At 69.3% G+C, this 19,213-nt stretch carries 17 protein-coding genes; 5 read left to right on the top strand and 12 right to left on the bottom strand.

What is annotated here, in order from left to right; translation table 11 throughout:
- Positions 1-49 precede the first annotated feature (49 nt).
- The 6 genes from BM070_RS16175 to BM070_RS16150 all read right to left on the bottom strand — a co-directional run bounded on the left by BM070_RS16175 (position 50) and on the right by BM070_RS16150 (position 6,983).
- Positions 50-1,012: an alpha/beta hydrolase family protein gene (locus BM070_RS16175; protein WP_175518525.1), complete on the bottom strand. Its 963-nt coding sequence runs from the start codon at positions 1,010-1,012 to the stop codon at positions 50-52.
- Between the two features lie 74 nt (positions 1,013-1,086).
- Positions 1,087-2,685, bottom strand: coding sequence for a malonate--CoA ligase (locus BM070_RS16170; protein ID WP_092940371.1), 1,599 nt, complete (start codon positions 2,683-2,685; stop codon positions 1,087-1,089).
- A 60-nt stretch (positions 2,686-2,745) separates the two neighbouring features.
- Entirely contained in the window at positions 2,746-3,609 is an 864-nt protein-coding gene (locus BM070_RS16165; RefSeq protein ID WP_092940410.1) for an enoyl-CoA hydratase/isomerase family protein, read from the bottom strand.
- A gap of 29 nt (positions 3,610-3,638) precedes the next feature.
- Positions 3,639-4,709 (bottom strand): Bug family tripartite tricarboxylate transporter substrate binding protein, encoded by a 1,071-nt coding sequence (locus BM070_RS16160; protein ID WP_092940370.1) that lies wholly within the window; start codon positions 4,707-4,709, stop codon positions 3,639-3,641.
- Between the two features lie 118 nt (positions 4,710-4,827).
- On the bottom strand, positions 4,828-6,294 hold the full coding sequence (locus BM070_RS16155; protein ID WP_092940369.1) for a malonyl-CoA decarboxylase: 1,467 nt from the start codon (positions 6,292-6,294) through the stop codon (positions 4,828-4,830).
- Entirely contained in the window at positions 6,291-6,983 is a 693-nt protein-coding gene (locus BM070_RS16150) for a GntR family transcriptional regulator (RefSeq protein ID WP_092940368.1), read from the bottom strand. Before BM070_RS16150 ends, BM070_RS16155 begins: the two co-directional genes overlap by 4 nt.
- A 372-nt stretch (positions 6,984-7,355) precedes the next feature.
- Between BM070_RS16150 and BM070_RS16145 the strand changes: the two genes are divergently transcribed.
- Entirely contained in the window at positions 7,356-8,384 is a 1,029-nt protein-coding gene (locus BM070_RS16145; RefSeq protein ID WP_245785253.1) for a GlxA family transcriptional regulator, read from the top strand.
- 135 nt (positions 8,385-8,519) lie between these two features.
- Positions 8,520-9,677, top strand: a complete 1,158-nt coding sequence (locus BM070_RS16140; RefSeq protein ID WP_092940367.1) for an MFS transporter — start codon at positions 8,520-8,522, stop codon at positions 9,675-9,677.
- Positions 9,678-9,687: 10 nt separating this feature from the next.
- Here BM070_RS16140 and lgt read toward each other — a convergent pair whose 3' ends face one another.
- Both lgt and BM070_RS16130 read right to left on the bottom strand, forming a co-directional pair.
- The gene (gene lgt / locus BM070_RS16135; protein WP_092940366.1) at positions 9,688-10,521 is read right to left on the bottom strand and encodes a prolipoprotein diacylglyceryl transferase; all 834 of its coding nucleotides are present in this window, start codon (positions 10,519-10,521) and stop codon (positions 9,688-9,690) included.
- A 79-nt stretch (positions 10,522-10,600) separates the two neighbouring features.
- Positions 10,601-11,317, bottom strand: coding sequence for an MgtC/SapB family protein (locus BM070_RS16130; RefSeq protein WP_092940365.1), 717 nt, complete (start codon positions 11,315-11,317; stop codon positions 10,601-10,603).
- A gap of 314 nt (positions 11,318-11,631) precedes the next feature.
- On the opposite strand from BM070_RS16130, the gene bfr reads away from it, so the two are divergent.
- Positions 11,632-12,114 carry a bacterioferritin gene (gene bfr / locus BM070_RS16125; protein WP_092940364.1) on the top strand — a complete coding sequence of 161 codons (483 nt, stop codon included), beginning with the start codon at positions 11,632-11,634 and terminating at the stop codon, positions 12,112-12,114.
- A 216-nt stretch (positions 12,115-12,330) separates the two neighbouring features.
- On the opposite strand, the gene ilvD is transcribed toward bfr, so the two are convergent.
- Both ilvD and BM070_RS16115 read right to left on the bottom strand, forming a co-directional pair.
- Positions 12,331-14,190 (bottom strand): dihydroxy-acid dehydratase, encoded by a 1,860-nt coding sequence (gene ilvD / locus BM070_RS16120; RefSeq protein WP_092940363.1) that lies wholly within the window; start codon positions 14,188-14,190, stop codon positions 12,331-12,333.
- A gap of 209 nt (positions 14,191-14,399) precedes the next feature.
- The gene (locus BM070_RS16115; RefSeq protein ID WP_092940362.1) at positions 14,400-14,642 is read right to left on the bottom strand and encodes a TIGR04438 family Trp-rich protein; all 243 of its coding nucleotides are present in this window, start codon (positions 14,640-14,642) and stop codon (positions 14,400-14,402) included.
- A 111-nt stretch (positions 14,643-14,753) separates the two neighbouring features.
- Here BM070_RS16115 and BM070_RS16110 point away from each other — a divergent pair, with 111 nt between their 5' ends.
- Positions 14,754-15,059, top strand: coding sequence for a c-type cytochrome (locus BM070_RS16110; RefSeq protein ID WP_092940361.1), 306 nt, complete (start codon positions 14,754-14,756; stop codon positions 15,057-15,059).
- Positions 15,060-15,180: 121 nt separating this feature from the next.
- Here the strand turns inward: BM070_RS16110 and BM070_RS16105 are convergent, their stop codons facing one another.
- Together BM070_RS16105 and acs are read right to left on the bottom strand one after the other, a co-directional pair.
- Positions 15,181-15,699, bottom strand: coding sequence for a Signal transduction histidine kinase (locus BM070_RS16105; protein WP_092940360.1), 519 nt, complete (start codon positions 15,697-15,699; stop codon positions 15,181-15,183).
- Positions 15,700-16,203: 504 nt separating this feature from the next.
- The gene (acs, locus tag BM070_RS16100) at positions 16,204-18,198 is read right to left on the bottom strand and encodes an acetate--CoA ligase (protein ID WP_092940359.1); all 1,995 of its coding nucleotides are present in this window, start codon (positions 18,196-18,198) and stop codon (positions 16,204-16,206) included.
- A 276-nt stretch (positions 18,199-18,474) separates the two neighbouring features.
- Here acs and BM070_RS16095 point away from each other — a divergent pair, with 276 nt between their 5' ends.
- The gene (locus tag BM070_RS16095) at positions 18,475-19,080 is read left to right on the top strand and encodes a TIGR00645 family protein (RefSeq protein WP_092940358.1); all 606 of its coding nucleotides are present in this window, start codon (positions 18,475-18,477) and stop codon (positions 19,078-19,080) included.
- Positions 19,081-19,213: the final 133 nt, after the last annotated feature.

The following is a 19,213-nucleotide window of genomic DNA, read 5'->3' as shown; positions in this document are numbered from 1 at the left end:
GCGGGTTCAGTGCCAGAGCGAAGGCCGTGCGTGGACGCCGGCTCGAACATCAATCCTGACCACGGTCCTGCGCGGGCTGTGGCTTCGCAGCGGCAGGTGCCGGTGCCGGTGCCGTGGCCGCGGGGGCAGGAAAACCGTTGCGGTCCAGAAACTCCGCCACGCGCGGCTGCCAGACCTGCGGGGCGCGGTAGAAGGTCGCGTGCCCGTCCTCGCCCTGCGGAGGAAATTGGGTGAACTCCCCGGTGCCTCCGGCGGCGCGGAAGGCTGCGAACCATTCCTTGGGATAGGTGGGGCCGAAGTAGCGATCGTTCTCGGTATAGAGCCAGAGCGAGGGCATGCGCAGCGTGGCACCGTAGCCGGCGAACAATTTCTCCAGCCGCTGCGGCCCGCAGGGCCTGCCCGGCTGGGTGACCGGGTTGCCGCCGCCACCGCCGGCAAAGTTGATCACGGCCTGCACTCCGGCGGGCTGCATGGCGCCTACCGTGATGGCAGCGGTGCCGCCGTAGGACTGGCCCACGACGACGGCCCGGTCCTTGGCCGCATCCGGCCTTGCGGCGCGCACGGCATCGAGCACTTGCAGCGTCTCCCGGGCCGCAGCGGCGTAGCCGGGCGGGTAGTTCTTGTCCTGGCAGGTCCCGCTGTCCTCCACATCCTCGCCGCCGCTTACGCCGTAGCCTATCCGCGTGGGGACTGCCACGATGAATCCGCGCCGCACGAAGAACGCCGACGCGTCCGAAAAGCGCGCCCGACCCATGCCCGCGCGCTGGTCGGCATGGGCGGAGCGGCCATGCCCGAAGACCAGCACGGGCGCCGGAGCGGGGTTCGCATCGTCGGACCATACGGTGACGCGGATGGGCTGGGCGATATGCTTGCCATACGCATCGACGACCTCGACCGGCACGTCCATCTGCGACTCGTGCAGCCGCGCATGCGCGGGAACGGCGGCCATCCCTGCGGCCAGCGCGGCGATGGCGAAGAGGTAGGGACGCAGGCGGATGTGCATTACGGGCATGGCGCGGCTCGGTCGGGTGGCAAGGCGGTGCGCGCGACTGTAGCGCACCGATCTGTCAGAACGTGTCGACGTTCTCAGGCGAACAGCCCCTTGTGCTGCTCGCGCAGCAGGTTCTTCTGCACCTTGCCCATGGTGTTGCGCGGCAGCTCCGTGGCGACGAAGCAGCGCTTGGGGATCTTGAAGTTGGCCAGCTGAGTCTTGAGCTTCGCCACGATGGCGTCGCCATCGAGCTGCGCGCCGGGTTTGGCGATCACCACGGCCACGCCCACCTCGCCGAAGTCCGGGTGGGGCACGCCGACCAGGGCGCTTTCGGCCACGCCGGGCATGTCGTTGATGTAGCCCTCGATCTCGGCGGGATAGACGTTGTAGCCGCCGCTGATGATCAGGTCCTTGCTGCGGCCCACGATGGTGACGTAGCCGCGCTCGTCCACGCGGCCCACGTCGCCGGTCTTGAACCAGCGGCCGCCGTGCGCGTCGGTGCTGAATTCTTCCGCCGTCTTCTCCGGCATGCGCCAGTAGCCCTGGAACACGTTCGGGCCCTGCACCTGAATGTTGCCGATCTCGCCGGCGGGCACGGGCTGGCCGGCGTCATCGACCACGCGCAGGCTCACGCCGGGCAGCGGGAAGCCCACCGTGCCGCCGCGCCGCTCGTCCTGCCCGCCGTGGCGCGCATCGGCCGCATAGGGGTTGCTGGTGAGCATGATGGTCTCGCTCATGCCGTAGCGTTCCAGGATGGTGTGGCCGGTGCGCTGCTGCCATTCCTTGAAGGTCTCGATCAGCAGCGGCGCGGAGCCGGAGATGAAGAGGCGCATGGAGCGCGCCGCTTCCTTGGTGAGCCCGGCATCGGCCAGCAGGCGCACGTAGAGCGTGGGCACGCCCATGAACACGGTGGCGCGCGGCAGCGCGGCGATGACGGCCTTGGGATCGAACTTGTTCAGCCAGATCATCTTGCTGCCGTTGATGAGCGCGCCGTGGATGGCGACGAAGAGGCCATGCACGTGGAAGATGGGCAGCGCATGGATCAGCACGTCGCCCCGGCCTTCGGGGCCGCCGCTGGCCGTCCAGCCCCAGTAGTCCTTGAGCACCTGCGCGTTCGACAGCAGGTTGCCGTGCGTGAGCATCGCGCCCTTGCTGCGGCCGGTGGTGCCGCTGGTGTAGAGGATGGCGGCCAGGTCATCGGCACTGCGCGGCACGGGCGTGTGCTCGTCGCCGTGGTGCGCGGCGCGGTCCAGCAGGCTGCCGGTGCGGTCGTCGCCCAGGGTGAAGACGTGCTGCGTGCCGGCCGTGAAGGCGATTTTCGACACCCAGCCGAAATTGCCCGGCGTGCAGACCACCACGGCCGGCTCGGCATTGCCGACGAAGTATTCGATCTCCGCGCTCTGGTAGGCGGTATTGAGCGGCAGGAAGACGTAGCCCGCGCGCAGCGTGGCCAGGTAGAGCATCAGCGCCTCGACCGACTTTTCCACCTGCACGGCGATGCGGCTGCCCTCGGGCAGCTGCAGCGACGCGAGCAGGTTGGCCATGCGGGCGCTGGCGTGCTCCAGGTCGCGCCAGGTGTAGTGGAGCGGCGAGCCATCGGCCGCATGCGCCTCGACGGCGACGGCGTCCAGGTCGGCAGGGAAGGCGGCGCGCAGCGCGGCGAAGAGGTTCTGGCTGGAAGAGGTGGCACTCATGGCGAAAGGTGTCGAAGAAAAGGGTGGAGGAAGAGTCCGGAAAGGAAAGAAGGAGGATCGTCAGAAGACCGGCTTGCGCTTGGCGAGGAAGGCGGCGATGCCTTCGCGGTGCTCGGCACTGTCGGCATAGGCATACGGGTCGAAGCCTATGTCCGCTATTAAATCGATAGCTGAATGCGCGCTCCCGTCCTGGGCTGCAGGCCATTTTTCTTCATGGCCGCCAGCGGAGAGCGCGCGCAGCGTGCGCTTGTTGAGCCGCGCGGCCTGGGGGGCCAGCGCGGCGATGCGCTGCGCCGTGGCCAGCACCTGGGCCTGCAGTTCGGCGGCCGGCACCACGCGGCTCAAAAAGCCGCGCTGCGCCATCTCGTGCGCGTCGAAGGTGGCGGCCTCCAGCAGCATCTGGCGCGCGGTCATCGCGCCCACGGCGCCGGCCACGAGCTGCGCCTCGCGCGGCGCCATCGGAAAGCCCAGCCGGGCGATGGGCGCACCGAAGCGCGCAGCCGGCTCGGCGATGCGCAGGTCGCAGCAGCTGGCGATCTCCACGCCCGCGCCCATGCAGGCGCCGGCGATGCCCGCGACGATGGGCACGTCGCAGGCCTGCATGGCGGCGAGGCCGCCCCAGACATCGCCTTCGTGGAAGTCGCGCAGCTGGTCGGCGTCGAAGCGGAACAGCGGGTATTCGGAGATGTCGCCGCCCGCGCAGAAGGCTGCCGGCTCGCCGAGCGTGCTGGCGGCGCCCTCCACGATCACGCAACGCACGTCGGCGCGGGCCTGCACTTGCTCGAAGACGGCGCGCAGCTGCCGCCACATGGCGCGCGACATGGCGTTGAGCCGCCCCGGGTGGCTGAGGGCCACGCGCCACACGCCGGCCGCGCCGGCATCGCCTGCGGCCGGGGCCGCGATCACTTGCGCTGCGGCCGTCATCGGCACCCTTTCGCTCGTTGCCGCATCGTTCATTCCAGCGTGGCGCCGGAAGCCTTGACCACCTGCGCCCAGCGCTTGACCTCGGCGCTCACGAAGGCGGCGTATTGCGGCTGCGTGAGGCTGCCGAACTCGGCGCCGTTGGCGGCCCAGGCGGTCTTGATCTCGTCGGCCGCGCCCAGCTTGCGCACCTCGCCCACGATGCGCGCCTGCATGTCGGCCGGCGTGCCCTTGGGCGCCCAGAGGCCGTACCAGGTGGTGACGTTGTAGTCGCGCAGGCCCACCTCGGCCGCGCAGGGCACGTCGGGGAAGGCCGGGTTGCGGTGCCCGCCGGCCACCATCAGCGCGCGGATGCGCCCGGCCTTGATGTGCGCGGCCGACGAGCCCAGGCCGTCGAACATCATGTCCACGTTGCCGCCGATCAGGTCCTGCAGCGCCGGGCCCGCGCCCCGGTAGGGGATGTGCGTGATGAAGGTGCCGGTCTGCAGCTTGAACAGCTCGCCCGCCAGATGGTGGGCCGAGCCCGAGCCGGCCGAGGCGTAGTTGAGCTTGCCCGGGTTGGCGCGCAGGTAGTCGAGGAACTGCGCCATGGTGGTGGCCTTGACCACGCGCGGATTCACCACCACCACCTGCGGCACGCTGGCCAGCAGGGCGAGCGGGATGAAGTCGCGCTCGATGTCGTAGTCGAGCCTGGGATACATGGCCGGCGCGATGGCGTGGTGCGTGCCGCCCATGAAGAGCGTGTAGCCGTCGCCCGCCGCCTTGGCCGCGTAGCTCGCGCCCACCGTGCCGCCCGCGCCGCCCCGGTTGTCGATGATCAGGCTCTTGCCGGTGGATTTGCTGAACTGCGCGGCCAGCGGCCGGGCGAAGGCGTCGGTGCCGCCGCCGGCCGGGAACGGCACGACCAGCGTGACCGGCTTGGCGGGCCAGCCGGCCGCCCCGGGCTGCCCCTGCGCCCAGGCGCTGGGCACCGCGCCGGTGGCAGCGAGCCCCGCGGCGCCGGCCGCCTGCAGCCAGGCGCGGCGGGAAAGCGAGCGCGCGGGCGGGCCCGCGGGGGCCGCGGACGGGTCCGCCAGGCCGATGCTTGCGAGAGATGGCTTCATTTCCTTTTGTCTCCTGTCGTCGTGGTTGTAGTGAACGCTCTGGAAGGAATGGAATGGAACGCAGAAGGCGCGCGGTGGCCCTGCGCCACGCGCCGCGCCAGCGGGCCTGTGCCTGGGCTCAGCCCCGGCACAGGCTTTCGATGTCGCTGGACATGGGCACGCGCCCGTCGGCCAGCAGGCTGCGGTGCTTGTCTATGCGCTTGAGGTCGTAGAGATAGTTGACCATGAGCCCGAAGGACTGCTTGACGCCCTTGGCCGACGGGTCGCCGGCCCAGTTCAGGCGCTCCACGCGCGCGCCGTTGCCCAGGTGGAAGCGCGCCACCGCATCCAGCGGCTTGCCGTCCTGCAGCTCGCGGCCCAGGTACTGCGCGGCGCACTGCAGCAGCAGCTGGCGCACGGGTGACTTGATCGGCAGGTCCAGCGCCTTGTCGGCGGCGGCCAGCACGTGCGCGGCCTGCGGCGGCTCGAAGCCCACGGCGCGGCCCAGCTCGGCGCGGCGCTTGTCGTCCAGGCCCTCGATGGCGGCGGCGCACTGCTTGTTGAACCAGGCGCGGAAGCCCGGAATGGGCGAGAGCGTGGCGAAGGTGCGCAGGCGCGGGAATTCTTCGGTCAGCGTCTCCACCACGTTCTTGATGAGCGAATCGCCGAAGCTCACGCCGCGCAGGCCGGTCTGGGTGTTGCTGATCGAATAAAAGATGGCGGTGGTGGCGCGCGCAAGGTCGGCCGGCGCGGCCGATTCGTCCAGCAGCGGCGTGATGCTGCTGGAGAGATCGGCCAGCAGCGCCACCTCGACGAAGATCAGCGGCTCATTGGGCAGGCGCGGGTGGAAGAAGCCGTAGCAGCGCCGGTCGCTGTCGAGCCGGTTCTTCAGGTCGGCCCAGCTGCGGATGTCGTGGACGGCCTCGTACTTGATGAGCTTTTCCAGCAGCGATGCGGGCGAATCCCAGGACAGGCGCTTGAGCTCCAGAAAGGCCACGTCGAACCAGGTGGAAAAGAGATGCTCCAGCTCGGCGTCGAGCGGCAGGAGGCGCTTGTCGGCCTTGAGGTGCGGCAGCAGCTCGGCGCGCAGGTCCACCAGAAAGCGCATGCCCTGCGGGAAGACGGAAAAGCGCTGCAGCAGGCGCGTGCGCGGCGAAACCAGCGCGCGGCGCAGGTGCATCTCGGCCTGCGGCTCGTCGGCCGTGCCGGCGGCGGCTTCGTGGCGCTGGCGGGCGCTCTTGACGCGCTCGGCATCGGCCGCGAACTGCTCGCACATCAGCAGCCACATGTCGCGGCGCTCCTCGGGCTGGGCCTGGGCATACCAGGCGGCCACGGCCTCGGCGCGGCGGCCGCCCTCCACCTCGCTCACGCGGGGCGCCACCACTTCCTGCAGATCGGCCAGCAGGCGGCGCAGCGCGCGTGGCGACAGGGCTTCGTTGCCGCGGCGCAGCGTGGCGGCCAGCCGCTCGGCGGTGGTGCGCGGCACGGCGGCCTTCGCGGGCTTCGTTGCCGCGCCGGCGCCGCTGCCCTCGGCGGCCTCCGCCTTGGGGTCGAGGGGGCTCAGGCGCGAGACCTTGCGCGAGATCCAGGTGGTGGCTGCGTTCATGGTGCGATCCGTGAATGGTGGTTGCGGGCGATGTCGCGCAGCGCGTCGCGCTGGGCGAGGACGTGTCGGCGCATGGCCTCTTCGGCGGCGGCGGCGTCGCGGCGCTGCAGCGCGGCGAAGACGGCCAGATGCTCGTGCAGGCTCTGCTGCAGCCGGCCGGGCACATGCAGCGTCTGGTGGCGCGCCAGGCGCAGGATGCGGCGCAGGTCGCCGATCACCTGGGCCAGCCAGCGGTTGTCGGCCAGGGTGATGAAGGCCTCGTGGATGGCGTAGTTGGCCTCGTAGTAGGCGTCGATGCGGCCGGCCTCGGCATGCTCCTGCAGGCGCTGGTGCAGCACCTGCAGCGCGGCGATGTCGGCGCTGCCGGCGCGCTCGGTGGCCTCGTGGGCGGCGCGCCCTTCCAGCAGCGCGATCACGGGGAAGATCTCGTCCAGGTCGCGCTCGGTCACCTCGGCCACGAAGCAGCCGCGCCGCGGCTCATGGCGCAGCAGGCCTTCGGCCACCAGCACCTTCAGCGCCTCGCGCAGCGGCGTGCGGGAGATGGCGAGGCGCTCGCAGAGCGCCGCCTCGTCCAGGAAGCTGCCGGGCGGCAGCGCGCCCGCGAAGATCTGCCCGCGCAGCCGCTCGGCCACCTCGGCATGCAGCGAAGGCGACGGGGAACGCGGGGCGGCGGCAAGCGCGGGGGGCATGGCGGTCCTTGGGTCGGCGAATGATGGACGGGCGGAGCGGGCAGGCTGGGCGGCGGGTCTTGGCTCCCCATCTCCCCTCATCCGCAAGGCCTCGGCAGGTCTCCTGGGCGCCCATCATTTCGCATGATTTTGCGTAATTATGGCTTTGCCGGCGGGATCAGGCTCTACGCAACAACCCGAACGGAGAAGGCTTCCATCGCCTGCCCGATCCGGCAATTCACCGGGATTGGCACGGCTCGGCGCGAGCTGAGGGGCAAGCTGCGGGGTGAGCGAAAAGGCAGACCTTCCTGTCCTCTGCCATCCAGGAAAGTGGCCGAAAAAGTGGGGCCATTGTCATTGCAGCCACGGGCGCATCGCCGGACACTTCCCCGCATGCCCCTGCCGCCGCCTCGTCGCACCTTCGCCTGCCTGCTCTACCCCGGCTTCATGAGCCTGGACGTGGTCGGACCCATGCAGGTCATGGCTTCGGCCAACGACGAGCTGGCCCGCCAGGGCCGCGCGCCCGCCTATGCGCTGCGCCTGCTGGCCGAAGCGCCCGGGCCGGTGGCCTGCTCGGCAGGCTTCGAGACGCTGGCACAGGCCGCCTATGCCGACGAACCGCTCGCGGGCCTGCACACGCTGCTCGTGCCCGGCGGCCAGGGCGTGGCCGCGCAGCTGGGCAATGCGGCGCTGCTGGACTGGCTGCGCCGTGCCGAGCCGGTGGTGGCGCGGCTGGGTTCCGTCTGCTCCGGGGCGCTGCTGCTCGCGCAGGCCGGCCTGCTGGACGGGCGCCCCGCCACCACGCACTGGGAACGCATCGCCGAGCTGCGGGAGCGCCATCCGCAGGTGCGCCTGCAGGGCGAGCGCCTGCACACCTACGACCCGGCCGGGCTGCAGGGCGACGCGCATGTCTTCACCTCGGCCGGCGTCAGCTCGGGCATCGACCTGGCGCTGGCGCTGCTGGAGCACGACCTGGGCCGCTCGCTGGCGCTGGCCGTGGCGCGGAGGCTGGTGATCTACCTGCGCCGGCCCGGCGGGCAGACACAGTTCAGCCGGCTGGTCGCGCCCGATGCGCAGCACGCGCCACGCCTCACACCGCTGCTGGAATGGATTCCCGGCCACTTGGGCGAAGACCTGTCGCTGGACGCGCTGGCCGAGCGCTCGTGCATGCCGCCGCGCACGCTCACGCGCGTGTTCCAGCGCGAGCTGGGCACCACGCCCGGCCGCTACGTGGAACGGGTGCGCGTGGAAGCAGCCTCCGCCCTGCTCTCGCACGGACAGGCGTCGGTGGCGACCGTGGCGCGGCTTTGCGGCTTCCAGCACGCCGAGACGCTGCGGCGCGCCTTCCACCGCCAACTGGCCGTGAGCCCCCAGGCCTTCGCCCAGCGCTTCGGGCCCGAGGCGGCCGACGGCTCCGGCTGACACCGCCTTTTTCCGCCCCCGCCCCGCTCGAACCGGTTCCGCCGCCGCTGCACCGCAGTGCAGGCCGCGCCGTGCCCTGCTCTTTCCGCTTTCGACGCTCCATCCATCTCCAACCACTGCCAGCCCTCAGACGCCATGCTCTTGCTCAACCCCACCATCCGCCTGCTGTTCGCCGCCCAGGCGCTCTACTGGTCGTGTTCCATCATCGGCATCACGCTCACCTCGCTGGCCGGGCTGCGGCTCGCGTCCACGGCCGCGCTGGCCACGCTGCCGCTGGCCCTGCTGGTGCTGGGCAACCTGCTGGCAGTGATGCCGCTGTCGGCGGCCATGCAGCGCCATGGCCGCCGGCCGGGTCTGATGCTGGGTGCGGGGCTGGGCGTGGCGGGCGGACTGGTCTGCGCGCTGGCGCTGCAGCGGGGCAGCTTCGCGCTGCTGTGCCTGGGGGCGGCGGGCATCGGCGTCTATCAGGCCTCGTCAGGCTTCTACCGCCATGCCGCGCTCGAAGCCGTGCCGCCGCAGCGCCGTGGCCGGGCCGCGGCCTGCGTGGTGGGGGGCGGCCTGTGCGCGGCGCTGCTGGCGCCGCCGCTCGCGGTCTGGTCGCGCGACGCGCTCGCCACGCCATTCACCGGGGCCTATCTGGCGATCGCCGTGCTGGCGGCGCTGGGCGTGGCCACGGTCTCGCGGCTGCCCGCCGGCACCGCCGGCCTGCCGCGGCCCGCGCCCGGGGCCTTGCGCGCCCTGCTGGCGCGGCCCGCGCTGCGTGCGGCCGTGCTGATGACGGCCATCGGACACGGGCTGATGATCCTGGTGATGAACGCCACGCCGCTGGCCATGGACGGCTGCGGCTTTTCCACCGCATCGGCGGCGCGCGTGATCCAGTGGCATGTGGTGGGCATGTTCCTGCCGGCCTTCTTCGCCGGCGCCCTGGTGGACCGCTGGGGCACGCGCCGCGTGGCGGCCACGGGCGCCGCGCTGATCGCGGCCAGCGCCTGCATCGCCCTCTCGGGCGTGGAGATGGTGCAGTTCTTCGTCAGCTCGCTGCTGCTGGGCCTGGGCTGGAACCTGATGCTGGTGGCCGGCACCACGCTGCTGGCCGAAAGCCATGCGCCGGAGGAGCGCGGCGCCGCGCAGGCGTTGATGGAGCTTTGCAACGGCGCGACGGCGGTGGCGATGTCGTTCGGCTCGGGCGCGCTGCTCGCGGGCATCGGCTGGACGGCGATCAATATCGCCGCCCTGCCCTTGCTGGCGCTGGCGGCCCTGGCGCTGCGGCCTCAAGCGGCGCCGCGCGCCTGAGTGCGCCTATCTAGCCCGAATGCCGCGCCTGCGGCGCAGGGCTGTGCCGCTGCGCCCAGACCCAGAGCGCCACGCCGCCGGCGATCATGGGCAGGCAGAGCCACTGGCCCATGCTCATGCCCAGCGACAGCAGGCCCAGGAAGGCGTCGGGCTCGCGGAAGTATTCGGCGATGAAGCGGAAGCACCCGTAGCCGACCAGGAAGGCCGCCGCCACCTCGCCCTGGCGCCGTTCGCGGCGCGCGTAGAGCCAGAGCAGCACGAAGAGCAGCAGCCCTTCCATCAGGAACTGGTAGATCTGCGAGGGGTGGCGCGGCTGCATGGAGCCGCTTTGCGGGAACACCATGGCCCAGGGCAGCGACGGGTCGGCGAAGCGCCCCCACAGCTCGCCGTTGATGAAGTTGCCGATGCGGCCGGCCGCCAGGCCCGTGGGCACGCAGGGCGCCACGAAATCGGCCACCTGCAGCCAGGGGCGATGGCGCGAGCGCGCGAACCAGAGCATCGACAGGATCACGCCCAGCAAGCCGCCGTGAAAGCTCATGCCGCCTTGCCAGATGTAGAAGATCTCGAGCGGGTGCGAGAGGTAGTAGCCGGGCTTGTAGAAGAGGCAATAGCCCAGCCGGCCGCCGACCACCACGCCGAGCACGCCGAGGAAGAGGATGTCCTCCACGTCGCGCCGGCTCCAGGCCTGCGCGCCGGTCATCGAGGCATAGGGCTGGTGCCGCAGGCGCAGCGTGCCCAGCAGCATGAAGAGGCCGAAGGCGGCCAGATAGGTCAGGCCATACCAGTGAATGGCGAGCGGCCCCAGTTTCAGGGCGATGGGATCGATATGCGGGTACATGAGCATGGTGCGGCTATTGTGCCCGGCCCCTGCGACCGTCCGCGGCAAAGTCCGCAGGGCCGCGCAGGCCCCGCCCGCCCCGCCCTCACTCGGTGGTGCTGGGGCTCCAGAAGGCTTGGCGCACCTCGGTCATGGCGACCATGCGGTTGATGAGCTGGTCCAGCGTCTCGCTGTCCACCGAGGTAGCGGCCAGGGTCAGCTCGATCTCCACCTCCTCGGGGCCGAAGGCATGCACCTTCACGTCCTGCGCGGGCTGGCTCAGGCGCTCCAGTTCCTTTTCGAGCTGCGCCATCACGACCTTCTGCCGCGAGCGGTCGGCGATCACATAGACCATGTGCGTGACTTCGGCCGAATGCACGTCCAGCGGCTGGCGGTTGATGGCATTCACGATGGGCCGCAGCAGCGTGTTGGCCGCCAGCACGAAGACCGCGCCGAGCGCCGCCTCCAGGATCAGGTCGGAGCCGCAGGCCGCGCCCACGGCCGCCGAGCACCACAGCGTGGCGGCAGTGTTAAGGCCGCGTACGTTGCCCTCCTCGCGCATGATGACGCCCGCGCCCAGGAAGCCGATGCCCGAGACCACATAGGCGATCACCCGCACCGCGCCGTCGGCACCGTGCAGGCGGTTGGCCATGTCCACGAACATGGCCGCGCCCAGGGCGACCAGCACGTTGGTGCGCAGCCCCGCCGTGCGCTGGCGGTGCTGGCGTTCGAAGCCGATCATGCCGCCCAGCACGAAGGCCGCGGCCAGGCTCACCAGCGTGTTGGCCAGCGACGCGAGGTTGATGTTGATGATGGCGTCCATGGCGCGCTCCCTCGGTGGTGCTCTCGTTGTGTTCGTCCTGCGGCCTGTTGGGGCCGCGGCATCGGCCATGCGCCTGCAACGCGGCGGAAACCGCCGCTGCGCATGGAACCGGCGATTCTCGCCGCTGCGCGTGACGCCGCTGACGGAACCGCCCCGCACGCCCGCGAAATCGCTCCATCGCCCCTCGCTCCAATTGAGAACGCTTCTGATCCACGTATGCATGCAGAACGGCGCCAGGGGGGCTTGGCGCCCGAAACACGACAAAGCCGCGCGCGAAGGCGATACTTACGCACTCACAAAAACAAGGAAAGCAAATGCAGGGAAACCCACAAGTCGTCGAATATCTCCGGGATCTGCTGCGCGGCGAACTGGCCGCGCGCGATCAGTATTTCGCCCACTCGCGCTTCTACGAAGACATGGGCCTGGAACGGCTCTACACGCGCCTGAACCACGAGATGGAAGAAGAGACGCAGCATGCCGACGCGCTGCTGCGCCGCATCATCTTCCTGGGTGGCCGCCCGGACATGCGCCCCAAGGAATTCACGCCCGGCGAGACCGTGCCCGAGATGCTGCGCAAGGATCTGGACACCGAATACGAAGTGCGCGCCGCGCTGCAGAACGGCATGGCCCTGTGCGAGAGCGTGGGTGACTACGTGAGCCGCGACATCCTGCTCGCCCAGCTCAAGGACACCGAAGAAGACCACGCCTACTGGCTCGAAAAGCAGCTGGGCCTGATCGACAAGATCGGCCTGCCGAACTACCTGCAGTCCCAGATGGGCCACGGCCCTTCGGCCTGAAACCCCACCAGCGCCCGCAGCAAGGGCGCCGGCAGCTATCAAGAAGATAGCAAGATTCGAGAGAGTGGCTCCACGATAGAAAGTACGCGTCTGACGTACTGCGATGAAAAAGCCCAAGAAAGAAGAAAGCCGCACCCTGTCACGGGGTGCGGCTTTTCTTTTGGCTGCCTCGCTCGGGCGGCGCTGCCTGGGCGAGGCAGCACCGCCGGGGTCGGTTTAGTCGTCCAGCAGGGACAGGTCGCGCACGGCGCCCTTGTCGGCCGACATCACCAGCTTGGCATAGGCCTTGAGCGCGGCCGACACCTTGCGCGGGCGCGGCTTCGCGGGCTTCCAGCCCTTGGCGTCCTGCTCGGCGCGGCGGCGGGCCAGCTCTTCGTCGCTCAGCAGCACGTTGATCGTGCGGTTGGGAATGTCGATGCGGATGCGGTCGCCGTTCTGCACCAGGCCGATGGCACCGCCCGCGGCGGCTTCGGGCGAGCAGTGGCCGATCGACAGGCCCGAGGTGCCGCCCGAGAAGCGCCCGTCGGTCAGCAGCGCGCAGGCCTTGCCCAGGCCCTTGGACTTGATGTAGCTGGTCGGGTAGAGCATTTCCTGCATGCCGGGGCCGCCCTTGGGGCCTTCGTAGCGCACGATGACGATGTCGCCGGCCTTGACCTTGTCGGCCAGGATGTTCTCCACCGCCTCGTCCTGCGACTCGGTCACGTGGGCCGTGCCTTCGAACACGTGGATGGATTCGTCCACGCCCGCCGTCTTGACCACGCAGCCGTCCAGCGCGATGTTGCCGCGCAGCACTGCGAGGCCGCCTTCCTTGGAGAAGGCATGCTCGACGGAGCGGATGCAGCCTTCGGCGCGGTCCAGGTCCAGGCTGGGCCAGCGCGTGTTCTGGCTGAAGGCCACCTGGGTGGGAATGCCGGCCGGGCCCGCCATGTAGAAGTGGCGCACGGCCTCGTCCTGCGTGCGGGAGATGTCCCACTGCGCCAGCGCGTCGCCCAGCGTGGGGGCATGCACGGTGGGCGCATCGGTGTGCAGACGGCCGGCGCGGTCCAGCTCGCCCAGGATGGCCATGATGCCGCCGGCACGGTGCACGTCCTCGATGTGGTACTTGTTGGTGTTGGGCGCGACCTTGCACAGCTGCGGCACCACGCGCGAGAGGCGGTCGATGTCGGCCATGGTGAAGTCGATCTCCGCCTCGCGGGCGATGGCCAGCAGGTGCAGGATGGTGTTGGTGGAGCCGCCCATGGCGATGTCCAGCGTCATCGCGTTCTCGAAGGCCTTGAAGCCGACCGAGCGCGGCAGGATGCGTTCGTTGTCCTGCTCGTAGTACTCACGGGCCAGCTCGACGATGCGGCGGCCGGCGCGCTTGAAGAGCTGTTCGCGGTCGGCGTGCGTGGCCACCACCGTGCCGTTGCCGGGCAGCGACAGGCCCAGGGCCTCGGTCAGGCAGTTCATGGAGTTGGCGGTGAACATGCCCGAGCAGGAGCCGCAGGTGGGGCAGGCGGAACGCTCCACCTCGGCCACGTCGGCGTCGGAATAGTTCTGGTCGGCGGCGATCACCATGGCGTCCACCAGGTCGAGCTTCTTGAACTCGATGGTCTTGGTGATGGGGTTGGCCAGGCGCGTCTTGCCGGCTTCCATGGGGCCGCCCGAGACGAATACCACGGGAATGTTCAGGCGCATGGCGGCCATCAGCATGCCGGGCGTGATCTTGTCGCAGTTGGAGATGCAGACCATCGCGTCGGCGCAGTGCGCGTTCACCATGTACTCGACCGAGTCCGCGATGATGTCGCGGCTGGGCAGCGAATACAGCATGCCGTCGTGGCCCATGGCGATGCCGTCATCGACGGCGATGGTGTTGAATTCCTTGGCCACGCCGCCGGCGGCCTCGATCTCGCGGGCCACGAGCTGGCCCAGGTCCTTCAGGTGGACGTGGCCGGGCACGAACTGGGTGAACGAGTTGACCACCGCGATGATCGGCTTGCTGAAGTCTTCGTCCTTCATGCCGGTGGCGCGCCAGAGGGAGCGGGCGCCGGCCATGTTGCGGCCGGCGGTGGAAGTTTTGGAACGGTATGCGGGCATCGTGGTGGGCTCGGAAGAGAGAAACGAGAAACGCGGGATGTGTGATGGAAAAGGGCCGCGAATGGCGGCCGCGCACGCCCATGCGAACAACCTCTTGAGCCGCGCCCTGGGCAGACGGGAAAGTGCCTGGGATTATCTACGAGGCCCACGGCAGGCCGGGCGCGGGGGCCGCCATCCCCACGGCGGGGGCAATGGCGTTCGCCGGCCTGTCAGCGCGGCTTGCGGGGGCGGATGCCCAGCACGTTCTTCTGGCGCTCCAGGCGCTTGTGCTTGCGCTGTTCCATGGCCTGCATGGCCTTGCGGGCCGTGCGGCCGGAATAATCGGCCCAGGCCCACCAGGCCAGGGCCACGGCGAAGGGCGAGAGCACCCACCACCAGGGCCAGGTCGCCACGAAGCCGACCTCCAGGCTCTTGAGCAGCACCAGCAACAGACCCACACCCAACGCGTACATGGCGGATTCCCCCAGCGGTGCGGCTGGCAGGGCCGGAGAACCCCTACCTGAGCGCCGTCAACCGCAAGCCCTACAATTTCATTGAACCCAATATAACCCCAAGGACAACCGATGAAGCGCTCCCTGATGACTTTGGCCCTGGCCCTGTCGGCCAGCGTGCCCGCGCTGGCCGACCAGGCGCTCGCCACTTCCAAGAACTGCATGGCCTGCCATGCCGTGGACAAGAAGCTGGTCGGCCCCGCCTTCAAGGACGTGGCCGCCAAGTACGCCGGCCAGGCCGGCGCGGCCGACAAGCTGGCGACCAAGATCATCAAGGGCGGCTCGGGTGTCTGGGGCCCGGTGCCCATGCCCGCCAACTCGCAGGTCAACGAAGCCGAAGCCAAGAAGCTGGCGGCCTGGGTGCTGAGCCTGAAGTAAGGGCCTGACACTGACGCCGCGAACCCTCGCGGCCCACGAAAAAGCCGCCGGATGCATCGCTGCATCCGGCGGCTTTTTCATTCGCGTCGTGGCCCGCCTCATCAGGCGGGCACGGCGGCGGTCAGACCCGCAGCTCGGGGTCGGCGCGCAGCGTGGGGTCGGCATAGGCCGGCACCGCGGACGTGCCCGTGCCGCGATGGCGCAGCTGGTCTTCCAGCTGGCCGACATAGGCTGCGGTGGTGTTGTCGGATTCCTGGGCGCGGGCGGCCAGGCGCGATTCCAGCGTGTCGATGCGGGCGATCAGCGCATCGTGGCCGTTGCGATGCTGGCCTTCGAGGAAGGAGCGCAGCTCGGTCAAGCGCGAGGCCTCGGCCTTGTCGGCCAGTTCGCGCTGCGCGGCCATTTCCTTGGCGTGGCGGCGCGTTTCGAGCAGCACCGAGCCCTGCAGCGACAGCACATAGGCGATGAAGAACACGCCCAGCAGGATGGTCAGCGCCAGCATGATCACGCCCAGCGGCGCCTGGATCGAGGTGATGCCCAGCGAGATCAGCGTGGGCGTGGCCAGCGCGGGCCAGTTGAGCGCCGCCAGCGCGGCGATGGCGGCCACGATGACGACGAGGATGATGGTTCGGAAGTTCATGGTTGTCGGACTTTCATGCGTTTGAGGCCAGAAATCACGCCATCTGTCGCCAAAAGGCTTCACAACGGCTGCTGAATTGGAGTTGTACTCCAGGCCGGTGCCGATCCACGGTTCGGCACGGCCGTTCCCGGCGCCGTCCTACAGGGGCGCAAGGTTCCGAAATGCAAACAGCCGCCCGGAGGCGGCTGTTGGGAGAGACCGAGGCTCTGTCGATCGGCTGCAGCGACTCAACCTCTGCGGCGCTGCTGGATCAGTTGGCTTCGGCCAACTGGTCCAGGATGGCGGGATTTTGGTGATCACATCACGTCGCTGCGCGACATGAGTGCTCCCCTATCCCGCCGCCAGCTTCGCTGGCCGGCGCCTGCGGCGCTGCTGGATCAATTGGCTTCGGCCAACTGATCCAGGATGGCGGGGTTTTGGTGATCACGTCACGTCGCTGCGCGACATGAGTGCTCCCCTATCCCGCCGCCAGCTTCGCCGGCCAGCGCCTGCGGCGCTGCTGGATCAGTTGGCTTCGGCCAACTGATCCAGGATGGCGGGGTTTTCCAGGGTGCTGGTGTCCTGGGTGATGGCTTCGCCCTTGGCGATGGAGCGCAGCAGGCGGCGCATGATCTTGCCGCTGCGGGTCTTGGGCAGGTTGTCGCCGAAGCGGATGTCCTTCGGTTTCGCGATGGGGCCGATCTCCTTGGCCACCCAGTCGCGCAGTTCCTTGGCGATGGCCTTGGCCTCGTCGCCCGTGGGGCGCGGGCGCTTGAGGACCACGAAGGCGCAGATGGCCTCGCCGGTCAGGTCGTCCGGGCGGCCCACCACCGCGGCTTCGGCCACGAGGTCGGTCTTGGCGACCAGGGCGGATTCGATCTCCATCGTGCCCATGCGGTGGCCCGAGACGTTGAGCACGTCGTCGATGCGGCCGGTGATGCGGAAGTAGCCCCTGTCGGCGCTGCGCACCGCGCCGTCGCCGGCGAGGTAGTAGCCCTTGAGCTCTTCGGGGAAGTAGCTCTTCTTGAAGCGCTCCGGGTCGTTCCAGATGGTGCGGATCATGCTGGGCCAGGGGCGCTTGATGACCAGGATGCCGCCCGTGCCGTTGGGCATGTCGTTGCCGGCCTCATCGACGATGGCGGCGGTGATGCCCGGCAGCGGCAGCGTGCAGGAGCCCGGCACCAGCGGCGTGGCGCCCGGCAGCGGGGTGATGACGTGGCCGCCGGTCTCGGTCTGCCAGAAGGTATCGACGATGGGGCAGCGCTCGCCGCCCACGTTCTTGTAGTACCACATCCAGGCTTCGGGGTTGATGGGCTCGCCCACGCTGCCCAGGATGCGCAGGCTGGAGAGGTCGGAGCTGCTCGGATGCACGGCCTTGTCGGCCTCGGCCGCCTTGATGAGCGAGCGGATGGCGGTGGGCGCGGTGTAGAAGATAGAGACCTTGTGGCGCTCGATCATCTGCCAGAAGCGGCCGGCGTTCGGGTACGTGGGCACGCCCTCGAAGACGACCTGCGTGGCGCCCGCGGCGAGCGGGCCGTAGGCGACGTAGGTGTGGCCGGTGATCCAGCCGATGTCGGCCGTGCACCAGAAGACGTCTTCGGGCTTGAGGTCGAAGGTCCAGTCCATGGTGAGCTTGGCCCACAGCAGGTAGCCGCCGGTGGCATGCTGCACGCCCTTGGGCTTGCCGGTGGAGCCGCTGGTGTAGAGGATGAAGAGCGGGTGCTCCGCGCCCACGGGCACCGGCGCGCATTCGGCGCTCTGGCCGGCCAGCGCTTCTTCGAAGGTCTTGTCGCGGCCTGCCACCATGTTGCAGGGCGTGGCCGTGCGCTGGAAGACGAGGATGCTGCGGATCGTGTCGCAGCCGCCCATGGCGAGGCCCTCGTCCACGATGGCCTTCAGCGGCAGTTCCTTGCCGCCGCGCATCTGGTAGTTGGCGGTGACGACGGCCACCGCGCCCGCGTCGATGATGCGTTCCTGCAGCGCCTTGGCCGAAAAGCCGCCGAAGACCACGCTGTGCGTGGCGCCGATGCGCGCGCAGGCCTGCATGGCGACCACGCCCTCGATGGTCATGGGCATGTAGATCAGAACCCGGTCGCCCTTCTTCACGCCCTCGGCCTTGAGGGCGTTGGCGAAGCGGCCCACGCGATCGAGCAGTTCCTTGTAGCTGACCTTGGTGACGGCGCCGTCGTCGGCCTCGAAGATGATCGCGGTCTTGTTCTCGATGGGCGTGCCGATGTGGCGGTCCAGGCAGTTGGCGCTGGCGTTCAGCTCGCCGTCGGCAAACCATTCGAAGAACGGGGCCTTGGATTCATCCAGCGTGCGGGTGAAGGGCTTGGTCCACTGCACGTTGTCGCGCGCCAGGCGGCCCCAGAAGCCTTCGAAGTCGCGCTCGGCCTCGGCGCAGAGGGCTTCGTAGCCGGCCATGCCCGAGATGCGCGCCGCGCCGGCCAGCGCTGCAGGGGGTGGAAAGACACGGTTTTCGACCAGCACGGATTCGATCGCGGACGTAGGCGCATTCATGGTTTTGTCTCCTGGGACTCGATCAATGGGAATCTGGCCCGTACTGTCGATTGCGGCACTTACAGGCCACTGACGCAACGCCCATGAGCTTACCCACAAATCAGGAGCCTTCCGTAACGCGCCAGAACGGCGCGGTGACGGGCCACTCCACCCCGGCGCCGCTTTGCCCCCGGGCGCTGTCCGCGTCATGGCCAGCCCCTAGAATCCGGCGACTTTTTCGGCCCCTATCCCACCTTTCCTTTTTCCTCCTTCGCATCTCTCTTCGATTCCATCCGTATGGCCCAACTTCCTCCCGTCGAGCGCACCAATGCGCCCCTGCGCCCCCTGCCGGCGCTGATCTTCGCCAGCCGCTGGCTGCAGCTGCCGCTCTATCTGGGGCTGATCGCCGCGCAGGGCGTCTATGTCTGGCACTTCCTGGTCGAGCTGTGGCACCTGATCGAGGCCGCCTTCGGCCACAAGGAGGCGCTGCAGGCGCTGGTGACCAGCATCGGCTACAAGCCCGACGTGGAAGTCACCGCGCTGAACGAGACGGTGATCATGCTGGTGGTGCTGGCGCTGATCGACGTGGTGATGATCTCCAACCTGCTCATCATGGTGATCGTGGGCGGCTACGAGACCTTCGTGAGCCGCCTGGGCCTGGACCGGCACCCGGACCAGCCCGAATGGCTCGGCCACGTCAACGCGTCGGTGCTAAAAGTGAAGCTGGGGCTGTCGATCATCGGCATCAGCTCCATCCATCTGCTCAAGACTTTCATCAACGCGGCCAATTACGACGTGAAGGTGCTGATGTGGCAGACGATCATCCACGTCGTCTTCCTACTCTCCGCCATCGCGATCGCCTACACGGACCGGCTGCTCAACATCTCGCACGAGCGCCACTGAGGCCCGTGCCCGGCCCGGCAGGGCCGCCGGGGGATCGCGCCGGGCAGCGCGGCCCTCGGGCTCCTGGAGGCCGCCAGCCCGCCTGCAGCCTGCGCCTCCAGCTATTCATTCGATAGCAAACAGCCGTCTTTTC

Origin of the sequence: Paracidovorax wautersii (assembly GCF_900113035.1) — a bacterium.
In the GTDB taxonomy this organism is placed as follows: domain Bacteria; phylum Pseudomonadota; class Gammaproteobacteria; order Burkholderiales; family Burkholderiaceae_C; genus Paracidovorax; species Paracidovorax wautersii.
The sequence above is the reverse complement of the archived record's forward strand: the minus strand, read 5'-3'. Positions and strand labels throughout refer to the sequence as shown.